The organism is Pseudomonas sp. AC193, from assembly GCF_979258075.1.
Genome location: NZ_OZ409832.1, coordinates 3,862,318 through 3,877,310 on the forward strand (window position 1 = coordinate 3,862,318; position 14,993 = coordinate 3,877,310).

Annotated in this window: 14 protein-coding genes, 1 tRNA gene and 1 pseudogene; 12 read left to right on the forward strand and 4 right to left on the reverse strand. The window is 59.2% G+C overall.

From position 1 onward, the window contains the following. Positions 1-26: 26 nt before the first annotated feature. From uca to ACZZ0D_RS17455, 11 genes and pseudogenes are all read left to right on the forward strand, one after another. Positions 27-3,674 (forward strand): urea carboxylase, encoded by a 3,648-nt coding sequence (gene uca / locus ACZZ0D_RS17405; RefSeq protein ID WP_463553880.1) that lies wholly within the window; start codon positions 27-29, stop codon positions 3,672-3,674. A gap of 24 nt (positions 3,675-3,698) precedes the next feature. Continuing rightward, positions 3,699-5,471, forward strand: a complete 1,773-nt coding sequence (gene atzF / locus ACZZ0D_RS17410) for an allophanate hydrolase (RefSeq protein ID WP_463553881.1) — start codon at positions 3,699-3,701, stop codon at positions 5,469-5,471. Positions 5,472-5,685: 214 nt separating this feature from the next. Then, positions 5,686-7,173, forward strand: a complete 1,488-nt coding sequence (locus ACZZ0D_RS17415; protein ID WP_212545225.1) for a sensor domain-containing diguanylate cyclase — start codon at positions 5,686-5,688, stop codon at positions 7,171-7,173. Then, positions 7,166-7,396, forward strand: a complete 231-nt coding sequence (locus tag ACZZ0D_RS17420) for a cysteine-rich CWC family protein (RefSeq protein ID WP_053118015.1) — start codon at positions 7,166-7,168, stop codon at positions 7,394-7,396. Before ACZZ0D_RS17415 ends, ACZZ0D_RS17420 begins: the two co-directional genes overlap by 8 nt. 33 nt (positions 7,397-7,429) lie before the next feature. Next, entirely contained in the window at positions 7,430-8,122 is a 693-nt protein-coding gene (locus ACZZ0D_RS17425) for a pseudouridine synthase (protein ID WP_400750394.1), read from the forward strand. Between the two features lie 318 nt (positions 8,123-8,440). Continuing rightward, complete coding sequence (locus tag ACZZ0D_RS17430; RefSeq protein WP_053118011.1) at positions 8,441-9,325, forward strand: alpha/beta fold hydrolase; 885 nt, start codon at positions 8,441-8,443, stop codon at positions 9,323-9,325. Positions 9,326-9,481: 156 nt separating this feature from the next. After that, positions 9,482-9,555, forward strand: a tRNA-Gly gene (locus ACZZ0D_RS17435). Positions 9,556-9,842: 287 nt separating this feature from the next. After that, positions 9,843-10,145, forward strand: a complete 303-nt coding sequence (locus ACZZ0D_RS17440; RefSeq protein WP_463553882.1) for a type II toxin-antitoxin system HigB family toxin — start codon at positions 9,843-9,845, stop codon at positions 10,143-10,145. Further along, a complete protein-coding gene (locus ACZZ0D_RS17445) occupies positions 10,145-10,501 on the forward strand; it encodes a helix-turn-helix domain-containing protein (RefSeq protein ID WP_212545229.1) in 357 nt (118 codons plus the stop codon). The genes ACZZ0D_RS17440 and ACZZ0D_RS17445 overlap by 1 nt, the downstream gene beginning before the upstream one ends. A 95-nt stretch (positions 10,502-10,596) precedes the next feature. Beyond that, a pseudogene (locus ACZZ0D_RS17450) lies at positions 10,597-10,719 on the forward strand (type II toxin-antitoxin system HicB family antitoxin); the annotation flags it as partial. 174 nt (positions 10,720-10,893) lie between these two features. Next, positions 10,894-11,622, forward strand: a complete 729-nt coding sequence (locus tag ACZZ0D_RS17455; protein WP_053118004.1) for a class I SAM-dependent methyltransferase — start codon at positions 10,894-10,896, stop codon at positions 11,620-11,622. Positions 11,623-11,844: 222 nt separating this feature from the next. On the opposite strand, the gene tam is transcribed toward ACZZ0D_RS17455, so the two are convergent. Beyond that, a complete protein-coding gene (gene tam, locus ACZZ0D_RS17460) occupies positions 11,845-12,660 on the reverse strand; it encodes a trans-aconitate 2-methyltransferase (protein WP_463554817.1) in 816 nt (271 codons plus the stop codon). 139 nt (positions 12,661-12,799) lie between these two features. Here tam and ACZZ0D_RS17465 point away from each other — a divergent pair, with 139 nt between their 5' ends. Next, positions 12,800-13,210, forward strand: a complete 411-nt coding sequence (locus tag ACZZ0D_RS17465; RefSeq protein WP_038358294.1) for a low affinity iron permease family protein — start codon at positions 12,800-12,802, stop codon at positions 13,208-13,210. Positions 13,211-13,390: 180 nt separating this feature from the next. Here the strand turns inward: ACZZ0D_RS17465 and ACZZ0D_RS17470 are convergent, their stop codons facing one another. The 3 genes from ACZZ0D_RS17470 to ACZZ0D_RS17480 all read right to left on the reverse strand — a co-directional run bounded on the left by ACZZ0D_RS17470 (position 13,391) and on the right by ACZZ0D_RS17480 (position 14,933). Then, entirely contained in the window at positions 13,391-13,894 is a 504-nt protein-coding gene (locus ACZZ0D_RS17470; RefSeq protein ID WP_053117998.1) for a DUF4142 domain-containing protein, read from the reverse strand. A gap of 74 nt (positions 13,895-13,968) precedes the next feature. Then, on the reverse strand, positions 13,969-14,127 hold the full coding sequence (locus ACZZ0D_RS17475) for a KGG domain-containing protein (protein ID WP_082341401.1): 159 nt from the start codon (positions 14,125-14,127) through the stop codon (positions 13,969-13,971). A 167-nt stretch (positions 14,128-14,294) separates the two neighbouring features. Beyond that, positions 14,295-14,933 carry a LysE family translocator gene (locus ACZZ0D_RS17480; RefSeq protein ID WP_053117996.1) on the reverse strand — a complete coding sequence of 213 codons (639 nt, stop codon included), beginning with the start codon at positions 14,931-14,933 and terminating at the stop codon, positions 14,295-14,297. Positions 14,934-14,993 lie beyond the last annotated feature (60 nt).

Consider the following 14,993-nt stretch of genomic DNA (forward strand, 5'->3'; position numbering starts at 1 on the left):
CCCGCTTCCCCTTCAGGGGTTATGCCATGTTCGAAAAAATCCTTATCGCCAACCGTGGCGCCATCGCCTGCCGCATCCTGCGCACCCTCGCCTCATTGCAGGTCAAAGGCGTGGCCGTGTACTCCGAAGCCGACGCCGCCAGCCTGCACATCCTGCAAGCCGATGAAGCGCACAGCCTCGGTGAAGGCGCGGCTGCCGGTACCTATCTGGCCGTCGACAAGATCCTCGCCATCGCCAAGCAAAGCGGTGCCACGGCGATCCATCCCGGCTACGGGTTTCTGTCCGAGAACGCCGCGTTCGCCGAAGCGTGCGAGGCGCAGAACATCGCCTTCATTGGCCCGACGCCAGAGCAGCTGCGCGTATTCGGCCTCAAGCACACCGCTCGCGCCCTGGCCAAACAGCACGGCGTGCCGATGCTCGAAGGCACCGAACTGCTCGACAGCCTCGACGCCGCGCTGATCGCTGGCGAACAAGTCGGCTACCCGGTGATGCTGAAAAGCACCGCTGGCGGTGGCGGCATCGGCATGCGCGTGTGCCGCAGCGCCAGCGAGTTGAGCGAATCGTTCGAGACAGTCAAACGCCTCGGTCAGAACAACTTCAGCGACGCCGGCGTGTTCATCGAGAAGTACATCCAGCGCGCCCGCCATTTGGAAGTGCAGGTGTTCGGCGATGGTCGCGGTGAAGTCATCGCCCTCGGCGTGCGCGACTGCTCGGTGCAACGGCGCAATCAGAAAGTCCTCGAAGAAACCCCGGCACCAAACCTGCCGGACGGCATGGCCGAAGAGCTGTGCGCGGCGGCGATCAAACTGGCGAAAGCCGTTAACTACCGCAGCGCCGGCACCGTGGAATTCGTTTTCGACAGCGAGGCGCAGCGCTTCTATTTCCTCGAAGTGAACACGCGCTTGCAGGTCGAGCACGGTGTCACCGAACAGGTCTGGGGCGTGGATCTGGTGCGCTGGATGGTGGAGCTGGCCGCCGGTGATCTGCCGCCGCTGAGCGAGTTGTCTCGTCAGTTGAAACCCGAAGGCCATGCGATTCAGGCGCGGCTGTATGCGGAAGATCCGGGGCGTGATTTTCAGCCGAGCCCGGGCCTGCTGACGGCGGTGCAGTTTCCGCCGGCCAACGGTATTCAGTTGCGTATCGATACATGGGTCGAAGCGGGTTGCGAGATCCCGCCGTATTTCGATCCGATGATCGCCAAGGTCATTACCTGGGCGCCCACTCGTGAACAGGCACGGGCCGAATTGCATCAAGCGCTGGGCGACAGTCTGTTGTACGGCGTGGAAGCCAACCGTGATTACCTGCGGCAGATTCTCCTCGACACGCCGTTCGCCAGCGGTGAGCCGTGGACGCGTTGTCTGGAAGGTCTGGTCTATCGCGCCAACACTTTTGAAGTGCTCAGCGCAGGCACGCAAACCAGCGTGCAGGATTATCCCGGTCGCCTCGGTTACTGGGCGGTCGGTGTGCCGCCGTCGGGGCCGATGGACAGCCGCGCATTGCGTCTGGGCAATCGCTTGCTCGGCAATGCTGAAGGCGCGGCGGCGCTGGAAATCACCATGAGCGGGCCGCTGCTGCGCTTCAATTGTGCAGCGGTGATCGCGGTGACCGGTGCGCCGATCGCGCTGACGCTTGAGGGTGACAGCGTGCCGATGAACACCGCCCTGCTGATCCCGGCGGGTGCGACGTTGCATCTGGGTAGCATCAGCGGTGCCGGGGCGCGCAGCTATCTGTGCCTGCGCGGTGGCTTGCAGGTGCCGGATTATCTGGGTAGCAAAAGCACTTTCACGTTGGGTCAGTTTGGTGGCCACGGTGGTCGCGCGTTGCGCGCGGGTGATGTGTTGCATGTGCCTGCTTTGAGTGATCGCAGCAGCGGTCAACAACTGGCTGAAGAACACGTCACCGCGTTACCTGCGGTGCGGCAGATTCGGGTGATTTACGGCCCGCACGCTGCGCCGGAGTATTTCACTGAGAACTACATCGGCACGTTCTTTGAAACCCAATGGGAAGTGCATTTCAACTCGAGCCGCACCGGTGTTCGGCTGATTGGGCCGAAGCCGGAATGGGTACGCGCGGACGGAGGTGAAGCCGGGTTGCATCCTTCGAATATTCACGACAATCCGTACGCCATTGGCGCGGTGGATTTCACCGGGGACATGCCGGTGATCCTCGGCCCGGATGGCCCGAGCCTTGGCGGATTTGTCTGCCCGGTGACGGTGATCGAGGCGGATTTGTGGCAGCTGGGGCAGCTCAAGGCGGGCGATAAAGTCCAGTTCATTCCGATCGACCTCAAAACCGCCCGCAACCTCGCCCTGAAATGGGATTCCCACTGTGGGAGCGAGCCTGCTCGCGAACGCGATATTTCAGACACCTCAGTATTGATTGATCCACCGCATTCGCGAGCAGGCTCGCTCCCACAGGGTTTAGTATCGCCTGTGGTTTTGGAACTGGGTCAGGGGGATGTGCGGCTTGTTGCGCGTGTCTCTGGGGATACGCATCTATTGCTGGAAATCGGCGAGCCGGAGCTCAATCTCGTCCTGCGCTTCCGCGCCCACGCCCTCATGCAAGCCTTGGAACACAAAGCCCTGCACGGCGTGATCGACCTCACCCCCGGCATTCGCTCGCTGCAAATCCACTACCAGCCGGAGCAACTGCCGCTCGCCGATCTCCTCGGCATCATCGCCGGCGAATGGGACGCGGTGTGCGCCGCCAACGACCTGCAAGTGCCGTCGCGCATCGTGCATTTGCCGTTGTCCTGGGATGATCCGGCCTGCCAATTGGCGATTGAGAAATACATGACCACCGTGCGCAAGGACGCGCCGTGGTGCCCGAGCAATCTGGAGTTCATCCGCCGCATCAACGACCTGCCGAACCTCGACGAAGTGCAGCGCACCGTATTCGATGCGAGCTATCTGGTGATGGGCCTCGGCGATGTCTACCTCGGTGCGCCGGTGGCCACGCCGCTCGATCCGCGCCACCGTTTGGTGACCACCAAATACAACCCGGCGCGCACCTGGACGGCCGAGAATTCGGTGGGCATCGGCGGCGCTTATATGTGCGTGTACGGCATGGAAGGCCCCGGCGGTTATCAGTTTGTCGGGCGTACCTTACAGATGTGGAATCGCTATCGCGAAGTGGCGGCGTTTGACGGTAAACCGTGGCTGCTGCGCTTCTTCGATCAGATCCGTTTCTACCCGGTCAGCGCTGAAGAACTGCTGCGCATCCGCCGCGATTTTCCGCTGGGGCGCTTCGATCTGAACATCGAACCCAGCCAGCTCAACCTCGCCGATTATCAAGCGTTTCTAAGTCGCGAGGCCGAGGGCATCAGCGCCTTTCGCGCTCAGCAACAGGGTGCCTTCAATGCCGAACGCGAACGCTGGATCGCCAGTGGTCAGGCGCATTTCGACAGTGAAGAAGCGGTGGTCGAATCCAGCGAGGACGCGCTGCTGGCGGAGGGTGAACACAGCGTCGACAGCCACATCGCCGGCAATCTCTGGCAGGTGCAGGTCGAGGCTGGCAGCCGTGTTGCGGCCGGCGATGTGCTGGTGATTCTCGAGTCGATGAAGATGGAGATTCCGCTGCTCGCGCCGATGGCCGGGGTCGTGCGCGAGGTTCGTGTGCAACCCGGTTCGGCGGTGCGTGCGGGACAACGGGTCGTGGTGCTGGAACTCGACTGAAGCCAATTGAATAAGGATCAACCCATGAATCTGCAACTCGATGTTCTGCGCCAGGCCTACCGCAATGGCGACACCACACCGCGTCAATTGCTGCCGACACTGCGCGACAAAGCAGCCGCGCTGAACCCGGATTATCACCTGTTCATCCACCTGCTCAGCGTCGCCGAACTGGAGCCGTATCTGGCGGCCCTCGATGGTCGTGATCTCGACAGTCTGCCGCTGTACGGCGTGCCGTTTGCGATCAAGGACAACATCGATCTGGCCGGCATTCCGACCACCGCCGCCTGCCCAGATTTTGCTTATGTGCCGGAGCGCTCGGCGACCATCGTCGAGCAACTGATCGCGTTGGGCGCGATTCCGCTGGGCAAGACCAACCTCGATCAATTTGCCACGGGGCTCAATGGCAGCCGCTCGCCTTACGGCGCTTGTCCGAACAGCGTATTGCCGGAATATCCATCGGGCGGTTCCAGCGCCGGTTCCTCGTTGGCGGTGGCCTTGGGCGTGGCGAGTTTTGCTTTGGGCACCGACACCGCAGGCTCCGGTCGGGTGCCGGCGGCGTTGAATAATCTGCTCGGATTGAAGGCCAGCAAAGGGCTGATTTCCACCGCCGGTGTGGTGCCCGCGTGCCGTACGCTGGATTGCGTGACCACGTTTACCGCAACGGCGCGTGAGGCCAGTCAGTTGCTGGCGCTGACGGCGAAAATCGATCCGCGCGATGAGTACAGCCGCCGCAATCCGTCGTGGAATGACGCCTCGGCGTTTGGTGCGCCGCGGCCGTTTCGTTTCGGTGTGCCGCGTGCGCAGGATCTTGAATTTTTCGGCTGTGTCGAAGGGCCGCTGTTGTTCGGCGATGCCATCGACCGACTCAAGGCCTTGGGTGGCGAAGCGGTTGAACTGGATCTGACGCCATTTCTTGAAGCCGCGCGTTTGCTTTACGAAGGGCCGTGGGTCGCCGAGCGTTACAGCGTTGCCGGCGAATTGATGGAGCAGAATCCGCAAGCCGTTTTGCCGGTGATCCGCGCCGTGCTGGCCAAAGCCCCGGCGGTGAGCGGCGTGCAGACTTTCCGCGCGCAGTACCGGCTGCAAGCGTTGAAAGCGCTGTGCGATCAAGCGCTCGAAGGTCTCGACTGTGTGCTGACGCCGACCATCGGCCGCCCGGTGACACTCGCCGAACTGCACGCCGAACCGGTGCTGCGCAATTCCGAACTGGGTTACTACACCAACTTCATGAACCTGCTCGACTACGCCGCCGTCGCCGTGCCGAGCGGATTTATGGCTAACGGGATGCCGTGGGGCGTGACGTTGTTTGGGCGGGTGTTTACCGATCAATATCTGTTGAGTGTGGCGGATGCGATGCAGCGTCAGCAGGACACTGCATTGCCGACGCCCGCGAACGTAGCGCGCAATGATCGTGCGCGGATTGTGGTGTGTGGCGCACATCTGCAAGGCTTGGCGTTGAACTGGCAACTGACGCAGCGCGGTGGGCGGTTGCTGGAAACCACGCTGAGCTCGCCGGATTATCAACTGCATGCCTTGGCCGGCGGCCCGCCGTTGCGTCCGGGGATGGTGCGGGTGAAGGACGGCGGCGTGGCGATTGCGGTGGAGGTGTGGGAGTTGCCGAGTAGCGAGTTGGGTTCGTTTCTGATGGGGATTCCGGCGCCGTTGGGATTGGGCAAAGTGCAATTGGCGGATGGGCGCTGGGAGAGTGGGTTTATCTGTGAGCAGTATGGTCTTGAAGGCGCCAAAGACATCAGCCACCTCGGCGGCTGGCGGGCCTACCTGAAAACCCAGGCCTGACCGCCATCTGTAGGAGTGAGCCTGCTCGCGATAGCGGTATGACATTCACCGAAGATGTGACTGATCTACCGCTATCGCGAGCAGGCTCACTCCTACAAGGACAGCGTAGCAACAGGGAAATACAGGAACGACCATTCGCGCCGCACATGGAGCAGTTATTTCCCCGCAGTCCCACTAGAATGCATGCCATCGGGCCACTGCCAACGGAACTGCCATGCCGCATCGATCTGCGCTGTACTCCCAACGCTCGCTGGTACTCACGCTGATCGCCCTGCTCGGCGCCGGTTTCCTTGCCACGTCCCTGCTGAGCTACTACGCCTCGCGCGCCTCGATCCGCGACAACATCGTCAACACCGAGCTGCCGCTGACCTCCGACACGGTCTATTCGGAAATCCAGAAAGACCTCGTCAGACCAATCCTGATTTCTTCGATGATGTCCCGCGACACCTTCATGCGCGACTGGGTGGTCAACGGCGAACAAAACCCCGAGCAGATGACCCGCTACCTCAACGAGGTCATGACCCATTACGGCGCCTACACCGCGTTTTTCGTCTCCAACAGCACCCTCACCTACTACCACGCCAAAGGCGTGCTCAAGCAGATCAAAGTCGAAGAACCGCGCGACGCCTGGTACTTCCGCGTGCGCGACATGAAGGATCCGTACGAGATCAACGTCGACCCCGATCTGGCCAACAAGGACAACCTGACCTTCTTCATCAACTACAAAGTCTACGACTACCACGAGCGTTTCATCGGCGCGGCCGGCGTCGGTTTGACCGTCGACGCAGTGATCAAGTTGATCGACAAATACCAGCAGCGCTATCAACGCAGCGTGTACTTTGTCGACACCTTCGGCCGACTGGTGTTGACCGGCGCCGAGGGCGGCCCGGAAGGCGCGCACATCGGCCAGAGTCTTGGCGAAATCGAGAGTATGAAAAGTCTGGTCAGTCAGTTGCCGAAACCACACAGCGGCAGCTACGAGTATTCCGCTGAAGGCCAGGGGCATTTTCTCAACGTGCGCTTCATTCCCGAGCTGAACTGGTACCTGTTCGTCGATAAACGCGAAGACGGTGCATTGAGCGAAATCCGTCAGTCGCTCTATCTCAATCTGTTGATCTGCTTGCTGGTGACGCTGAGCGTGTTGGCGTTGCTCAATCGCGTGATCAAACGCTATCAGCGCAAAATCCAGGCGCAGGCAACCCTCGACAGCCTCACCGAACTGCCTAACCGTCGCGGCTTCGACCTGCTCGCCGCGCAAGCCCTGCACGAAGCGCAACGCGAGACCAAACCGCTGACGGCGTTGCTGATCGACCTCGATCACTTCAAAGCGCTGAACGACACGTACGGGCACATGGCCGGTGACCAGGTGTTGATTGGCTTCGCCCGCGATCTGCAAAGTTGCCTGCGCCACGCCGACATCGTCTGCCGTTGGGGCGGTGAGGAATTTATCGTGCTGCTGAAGGACACCGACGGCGACACCGGTCAGAACATCGCCGAGAAAATTCGTCAGCACGTCGAACAACAGGAATATGCCTACAACGGTCACACCCTGAATCTGACGGTGAGCATCGGCGCGACCACCCTGCAACGCGATGACACCTTGCACAGTCTGCTGTCGCGGGCCGATCATGCGATGTACCGGGCCAAACAAACCGGCCGCAACCGCACCTGCGTGGAAATGCCTCACTCGACTTATGCCTGATTCCGACGTTAAACCCGACCATTGCCCGGCCTGCGGCGCCCGCAACGACTGCAGCCTGGCCGACCCGCGCACCGCCGACCGCGAATGCTGGTGCTACGGCGTGAGCATCGACCCGGCGGTGCTCGAAGCGCTGCCGCCAGCACTGCGCAACCAATCGTGCCTGTGCCCGCGTTGCGCGCAGGTCGAGGCGCAACTGCAAGCGGCCAAGCGGCCGATCCCGTAAGATGCGCGCCCCTTCATTGATCGAACACTGAACATGCGCGTCGACCGTTTCCTCAGCAATCTACCGCGCTTCAACCGTCAGCAGGTGCGCCTGTTGCTGGTGGAAAAGCGCGTGCGGATTGACGGAAAAGTCGTCAGCGATCCGCACAGCGAGGTGCTGGAATTCAGTCGCGTAGAGGTTGATGACGAAGTGCTGCAAGTCGGCAAACCGGCACGCTATTTCATGCTGCACAAACCGCCCGGCTGCGTCAGCGCCACCCGCGATCCGCAACACCCGACCGTGCTCGATCTCATCGATGAGCCGAACAAGGACGACCTGCACATCGCCGGGCGTCTGGACTTCAACACCACCGGGCTGATGCTGATCACCAACGACGGCGCGTGGTCGCGGCGCTTGACCCAGCCCCAGACCAAACTGCCGAAGGTCTATTACGTCGAGACCGAGCAGGAAATTGGCGCGGAATATGCGATCACCTTTGCCGAGGGGATTTACTTCGCGTTCGAGGATCTGACCACGCAGCCGGCGCAACTGGAGCTGCTCGGCCCACGCTCGGCGCGGCTGAGCATCGTCGAGGGGCGTTATCATCAGGTGAAGCGCATGTTTGGTTTCTTCAACAACAAAGTCCTGCGCTTGCACCGTGAATCCATGGGGCTGTTGCAGCTTGATGACGCGCTAAAACCGGGCGAATACCGCGCTTTGCGCACCGAAGAGATTCATTTGTTCTAAGCCCGCGACCGCTCAGCAGAAGTTGTCGAACAATTTACCAACGGCACTTGCGCGATCCTGCCTCCCCTGCTTGAATCAGGACGTCGGCCGAAATGTGACCGATGAGTCACAACATACCTCTAAGAAACTTTTTGTCGGTCGTCAGCCCCAAGGGCTGCGCCTCAGCCGACAAACTGCCCGCCAATAACAATACCCGTCGACCTGCCTTATCGGATCGACATGGGCCAAGCAAATTCCAGGCGTATGCCTACCTGTCACAAAGCTCGTGCAATCTCACCATTGCGCGCATACCCGCTTGCTTGCCAGGAGTCTTATGACATGAGGCCAGAAATCGCTGTGCTGGATATACAGGGTCAGTATCGGGTTTACACGGAGTTCTATCGCGCAGACGCCGCAGAAAAGACCATCATTCTGGTCAACGGCTCGATGGCCACGACTGCGTCGTTTGCACAAACCGTGAAGAACCTGCACCCGCAATTCAACGTGGTCTGCTACGACCAGCCCTACGCGGGTCGGTCAAAAGCCCACAACCGCCACGAGAAACATCTGACAAAGGAAGTCGAAGGGCAAATCCTGCTGGAGCTGATTGACCACTTTGGCGCAGAGCACGTGCTGTCGTTTTCCTGGGGCGGTGCTGCGACTCTGGTCGCCCTCGCCCACCAGCCTCGGCGCATCGAACGGGCGGTGATCAGCTCGTTCTCGCCGGTGATCAACGCGCACATGCTCGACTACCTTGAACGTGGCGTCGACTACCTCGGCCAGCGCGACGGCGACCGCGTCGGCCATCTGGTCAACGACACCATCGGCAAACATTTGCCTTCGCTGTTCAAGCGCTTCAACTACCGCCACGTCAGCAGCCTGGCCGAGCACGAATACGGGCAGATGCATTTCCACATCAGCGACGTGCTGCACAGCGACCGCCAGTGCTACTTGAACGCGGCGAAAAAGATCAACGTGCCAGTGCTGTTTTTAAACGGCGAATGGGACGAATACACCGCCGCCGACGATGCGCGCCTGTTCGGCAACCACGTCGCGCAGAGTACCTTCACCACCCTGCAAGCCACCGGGCATTTTCTCGACATGGAGCACAAAGCGGCGTGCCGCGATAGCCAGAACGCCTTGCTCGGCTTTCTGAAACCGGCGCAGCAAACCAGCCGAACGCGTTACTCGTTTGTTCAGGATCAACATGCATTGGCTATTTGAAAAAGTGTCGTCGCGCACGAGCCTGCAGGGTTGAGCTTTTGATTTGCGACCCGCAGCGCTCGTACGCGATTGACCGTTTTTAACGCTTCAAAGGCTTATTTTGCAAAAGAAACTTCAAATCCGTGGCCGAGTCTGGTACAAAGTCAGCCGCTCTGAGCGGGTATAGTTTAATGGTAGAACAGTAGCTTCCCAAGCTTCCGACGAGGGTTCGATTCCCTCTACCCGCTCCAATCAAATTTGGTCTCACGTCGTGATTTTTTGACGGGGGATGCAGGAATACAGAAAACCGGCCTATAGGGCCGGTTTTTTTGTGTCTGGGGTTTGTAGAGTTCGATATTCCGTAGGTTTTCTCTCCTCGCCTCGTCTTGTCACTCCTTGCAAAACAAACCTCGGTTTTCTAGTTCAGATGCCTTCTAACCTGAAGCTGGGGCTGCTACCTCGCCCTGTTCCTTTGACATCAGTGATTGCATCACTGGACATTGACGACTAGCATCTCCCAAAATGGGAGGAGACATGGATGCGGATAATGGCAAGATCAACTTTGCGGCAATTCTGGGAAAGCCATCCTGCTTTCGCTGACTCCGAGACACCGCTTGTTGAATGGTATCGCCACATGGAAAAGGCCGAATACCGTACGCCACAGGAGGTTAAAGCCGAGTTGAGAACCGCAAGCGTCCTTAAAGGCGCGAGAGTGGTGTTCAATATTGGCGGTAACAAGTATCGAGTGATTTTGGCGATCGACTATCAACGGCAGCTCGGCTTCATCCGCTTCGTTGGCAGCCATACCCAATATGACCAGATCAACGCGGAGACCGTGTAATGAACATCAAACCCATTCGGAGTCCGGAAGACCTCGCCGCCGCGTTTGTACGCATGGAGCAGCTGTGGGGCGCCGAACTCAACTCGCCTGAGGGCGACGAGCTGGAAATTCTCGCATTGCTGATCGAGAAGTACGAAGACCAGCATTTTCCAATGCCACCTTCCGACCCGATTGAAGCGATTAAATTTCGCATGGAACAGCAGGGGTTGACGCCACGTGATCTGGAACCGTTCATTGGCACCAGTGGACGCGTATCCGAGGTATTGAATCGCAAGCGCAAACTGAGCCTGTCGATGATCAAGCGCTTGCATGAAGGCTTGCGGATCCCCTACGAGAGCTTGCTTGCAGGGGCTTGAATGCTTCTGGCTGCAAGATAAACCGGTTTTAAAGGCCGGTTTTTTTGTGTTTGGGGTTTGGTAAAAACTCGAGCGCAAATCCTTGAAACACACCCTCCTTAACGGCGCCGGGCCAGTTGCTTAATTGCATTGATGAAGATCTATTGCACCATCCGGAAGAAAAGAGCCGCTCGGGTTTTCTTGCGTCGGCGGCTTTGAAAGTATTGCAGCAAAGTTAAAAAACACAGTGAACCTGTGGCGAGGGAGCTTGCTCCCGCTGGGGTGCGAAGCGCCCCCAACAATCTTGGGGCTGCTGCACAGCCCAGCGGGAGCAAGCTCCCTCGCCACAGGTTGTTTATCAAACATTGTCTCGACACACTCAACTCGTCAGAACTTCAAAGAGCTCCCGCACCATGACGCAAAACATCTACGACGATCCCGAGTTTTTCCAAGGCTACAGCCAGATGAACCGCTCCATCGGCGGGCTTGATGCCGCGCCGGAATGGCCGGCACTCAGAGCGTTGCTGCCGGCCATGCATGGTTTGAATGTGGTCGATCTGGGTTGTGGTTATGGCTGGTTCAGCCGTTGGGCCAGTGAGAGCGGCGCCGCCAATGTGTTGGGTCTGGATGTTTCGGAGAAGATGCTGGAGCGCGCGCGGCAGACAACGGTGGCGACGAATATCCGTTATGAACGTGCCGATCTTGAGCAGCTCGACCTGCCGGTTTGCAGTGTTGATCTGGCGTACAGTTCACTGGCGCTGCACTACATCAAGAACTTGTCGGGGCTGTTTGCTCATCTGTATGCGGCGTTGAAACCGGGTGCGCACTTTGTGTTTTCCATCGAGCACCCGATCTTTATGGCCCCGCGTAATCCGGGGTGGCTGGTTGATAGCGAGGGCAACAAGCGTTGGCCGCTGGACAGTTATCAGATGGAAGGTGAGCGGGTGACCCATTGGTTGGCGGAGGGCGTGATCAAGCAGCATCGTACGATCGGGACGCTACTCAATTCTTTGATTGAGGCGGGGTTCACCATTCGTCATGTCAATGAATGGGGGCCGAGTGATGCCGAGGTGGCGGCGCAACCGGCGCTGGCGGAAGAGCGGGAGCGGCCGATGATGATGCTGGTCGCGGTGCAGCGCTGAACGGATTCAACCTTGGAATAGCCCCTCACCCTAGCCCTCTCCCAGAGGGAGAAGGAACTGACCGAGGTGCCTGTTCGAGCTACATCGACCTGGGATATTCAGCCGAACTGAAATTCTGAAAAACACCCAATTCAGCTCCCTCTCCCTTGGGAGAGGGCTGGGGTGAGGGGCTCGCTTGACGCCACCCCACCGCTCTCAAGTCGAACAACGCATTCGTTCGTTTCAGCAAGTCGCAACAATAAACAATCGCGGAAACGGCAACAGCACCGACCCATCCGCCAACGCCGGATAAGCCCTCGCGACTTCCCCCAGGTATTGTTCCAGATACTCCGCCCGCTCCGCTTCAGTCAGCGGACTCAAAAACGGAATCAACCCGCTACCCTTGAACCACTCAACCACCCCTGCCGCGCCACCCGACAATTGATGGTGATACGTCGTGCGCCAGACATCGACCCGCGCGCAGTGCGGGCGCAACATCGAGAAATAATCGCTGGCACTCGCCATGTCCGTTCGCTGCCCCGCCGCGCCGGCGAGCTTCGCGGCCCACGGGCCATTGGCGGCGACTTCACGCATCAAGCGGTGAGACGGTTCGTTGAGGTTATCCGGCATCTGAATCGCCAGACTGCCGCCCGCCGACAACTTGTTGGCCAACGCGGGCAACAACGCTGCGTGATCCGGCACCCACTGCAACACGGCATTGGCGAAGATCACATCAAACGGCCCGGCGTCCACCCATCGATCAATCTCTGCCACCTCGAACTGCAACTGCGGTAAACGCTTGCGTGCCGCGTCGATCATGTCCGGCGAGCTGTCCAGCCCGCAGACCTGCGCCTCAGGAAAACGCTGCAGCAGAAGCTCCGTCGAATTGCCCGGGCCACAACCGATATCAACCACCGCTCGCGCCTCTGCCGTGGGAATCGCCGCCAGCAGATCGCGGGCCGGGCGGGTGCGTTCATCTTCGAAAGCGACGTATTGCTTGGCGGACCAACTCATTGCGTTCTCCTGTAAGGCGCTTGCTTCAAAACCTGGAAAAAACAGCTGCCGCTACCATACCGTGATCCGACTGGCCTGCGCTGCCCTACCAACGTCCGGTTCCATTCGCTGATTTGTAATTAGAATTTTCACAACGCCGTCAGTGTCTGAATTTCATGCACTCCCCCCAATAAGGAATACGGCTATGAAATTCGCGAAGATTTCCCAGAAGCTTGCTCTGTGGGCCGGTAGCCCGAAGACGTTTATGGGGGCGTTGATCCTGATCGGGCTGTGGGGGTTGAGCGGGCCGATTTTTGATTACAACGATACGTGGCAACTGATCATCAACACCTCGACCACGATCATCACGTTTCTGATGGTGTTCCTGATTCAGAACACGCAGAACCGCGACACCGACATTCTGCATTTGAAGATTGATGAGTTGCTACTGGTGACCAAGGAAGCGCAGAACGCGATGCTCGGGCTGGAGGCGCTGGATTTGAAACAGCTGGAGGCGTTGCGCAGGCATTACCGTTCGTTGGGCGAGGGCGAGGTGTTTAACCTTGAAGGGCTGGGTGAGAAGAGCAAGTCGAAGCAGGATTTGAATGAGTGCTAAGTTGGTCGGGCGAATAAAAACACTTGTGGCGAGGGGATTTATCCCCGTTGGGCTGCGAAGCAGCCCCATTTCTTGCTGCCGAATTCAACCTGACACACTGCATTGAATGGTTTAACGACTGCTGCGCAGCCGAGCGGGGATAAATCCCCTCGCCACAGGGGATCTGTGTTGTCTGTGAGATTAGCGGCTGGCCTGTAAGGCTCGGGCCATTTCCAGGTGATTCTGCAGTTTCGGCAGGGTCTCGTCGGCGAAGGCTTTGATCTCAGGCACGTCAGTGGTCTGCGCTTCCTGCTCGATCTGCTGAATGGCCTCTTCGGTGGCTTTGACCTGACTCGCGGCGTAGGCCTGGTCAAACGTCGCGCCGTCCTTCACTTCTGGAATCAGCTCTTTGGCCTTGTCGGCGATTTCTTCGCGCGGCGCGATCGGCAGGTCGAGCTTCTTGGCAATTTTCGCCAGATGCTGATTGGCGGTGGTTCGGTCATTGATGACGACGATGGTGTAATCCTTGACCTCTTTGGATTCGGTTTTCCCGTGGGCCAAGCGGCTGGCTTCGATATCAGCCATGCCTTTGGCCGACGCATCGTTGATGAAATCGGCAGGCGACTGGGCAAACGCACTGGTGGCGCACAGGCTCAACAGCGAAACAACACTCAAATTGCGTAAACGGGTGGCCATCCGGCTCATGGTCGCGCCCTCCTTTTCTCAAAATTCAAGCGGGAGCTTACGCCCCCGCCTCTCAATCAAAACGACTTCACTGACTACTTCGATTTCTGACCGGGCTTGCGGCCCATTTCTGTTTTCGCAGGGTCTTTGTCGACAGTCGTTGTAGTGGTTTTCCCACCTTTGCGACCGGCTTCAGACGCCTTCGTTCGATCGTTAGCGAAGTTTCCCGAGTTCGAGTTTCTTGAATTAGGCATGATTCTCTACCTCTTGGTAATGATCGTGGCGAGCAGGTGCCCGCCTAGATTGAGAATTTTCTGGCCGGCAAAGGTTTAGAAAAGTTGTCGTTGCACTGACGAACGGTGAAGCGCAATCAGCTAATGCAGCGCCGATGATTGCCGCGCTGCGCGATGTACAGTCACGTTCAAGCCTTGTTCGGCATCAGCCCCGGCAACGCATGCACCAGCGCGTTGATGGCGAAACCGATGAACATCACCCCGCACAACCGGGTGATCAGCAACTCGTGGCGCTGATACAGCGTGCGCACCCGCTGCGCGCCGACAACACCGATGAGAATAGCGTAGGCGAGCAGCCCGCCAAGGAAGCTCAGGGCGATCAGCGCCGGCAGCATCGACCAGTTGAGCAACTCGGCACGGCTCGACAGCAGCGCAGTAAACGTCGCCACCGCCACCGGGTAGGCTTTGGGATTGGTCAGCCCGAACAGAATGCCGTGCCAGAATGGATTGCGCGCCGCGCCCTGCGGTTCGTCCGCATTGCGTCGCTGCGCCCGCACCGCGCGCCAGCCGAGCCAGAACAAGTACAGACCGCTAAGCACGCCGAGCACGTCGAATGCCGTGCTGCCGATTTCCCGAGCGCCAACAATCGCGATCAGCGCCGTGCTGCACCAGACCACATCGCCAAGCAGATGCCCGCAGAGAAACCCCGCCCCGGCCCGTCGCCCATGGGCCGCGCCAATACCGAACACCGCCAGCACACCCGGCCCCGGCGTGATGCCGTAAATGAAACCCGAGGCCAGAACGGCCATTAGCAACGATAGAGTCATGGAAAACCTGCAAGCGCCAGAACACGTGGCGGCCAGTCTATATCAGCCGATTGCGCCTGA

Coding starts and splice junctions, on each gene's coding strand:
- ACZZ0D_RS17455 (WP_053118004.1), top strand. CDS start 10,894: ATGACGCAAAACATCTACGACGATCCCGAGTTTTTCCAAGGCTACAGC.
- uca (WP_463553880.1), top strand. CDS start 27: ATGTTCGAAAAAATCCTTATCGCCAACCGTGGCGCCATCGCCTGCCGC.
- ACZZ0D_RS17440 (WP_463553882.1), top strand. CDS start 9,843: ATGCGGATAATGGCAAGATCAACTTTGCGGCAATTCTGGGAAAGCCAT.
- ACZZ0D_RS17445 (WP_212545229.1), top strand. CDS start 10,145: ATGAACATCAAACCCATTCGGAGTCCGGAAGACCTCGCCGCCGCGTTT.
- atzF (WP_463553881.1), top strand. CDS start 3,699: ATGAATCTGCAACTCGATGTTCTGCGCCAGGCCTACCGCAATGGCGAC.
- ACZZ0D_RS17425 (WP_400750394.1), top strand. CDS start 7,430: ATGCGCGTCGACCGTTTCCTCAGCAATCTACCGCGCTTCAACCGTCAG.
- ACZZ0D_RS17430 (WP_053118011.1), top strand. CDS start 8,441: ATGAGGCCAGAAATCGCTGTGCTGGATATACAGGGTCAGTATCGGGTT.
- ACZZ0D_RS17480 (WP_053117996.1), bottom strand. CDS start 14,933: ATGACTCTATCGTTGCTAATGGCCGTTCTGGCCTCGGGTTTCATTTAC.
- ACZZ0D_RS17470 (WP_053117998.1), bottom strand. CDS start 13,894: ATGAGCCGGATGGCCACCCGTTTACGCAATTTGAGTGTTGTTTCGCTG.
- ACZZ0D_RS17475 (WP_082341401.1), bottom strand. CDS start 14,127: ATGCCTAATTCAAGAAACTCGAACTCGGGAAACTTCGCTAACGATCGA.
- ACZZ0D_RS17465 (WP_038358294.1), top strand. CDS start 12,800: ATGAAATTCGCGAAGATTTCCCAGAAGCTTGCTCTGTGGGCCGGTAGC.
- ACZZ0D_RS17415 (WP_212545225.1), top strand. CDS start 5,686: ATGCCGCATCGATCTGCGCTGTACTCCCAACGCTCGCTGGTACTCACG.
- ACZZ0D_RS17420 (WP_053118015.1), top strand. CDS start 7,166: ATGCCTGATTCCGACGTTAAACCCGACCATTGCCCGGCCTGCGGCGCC.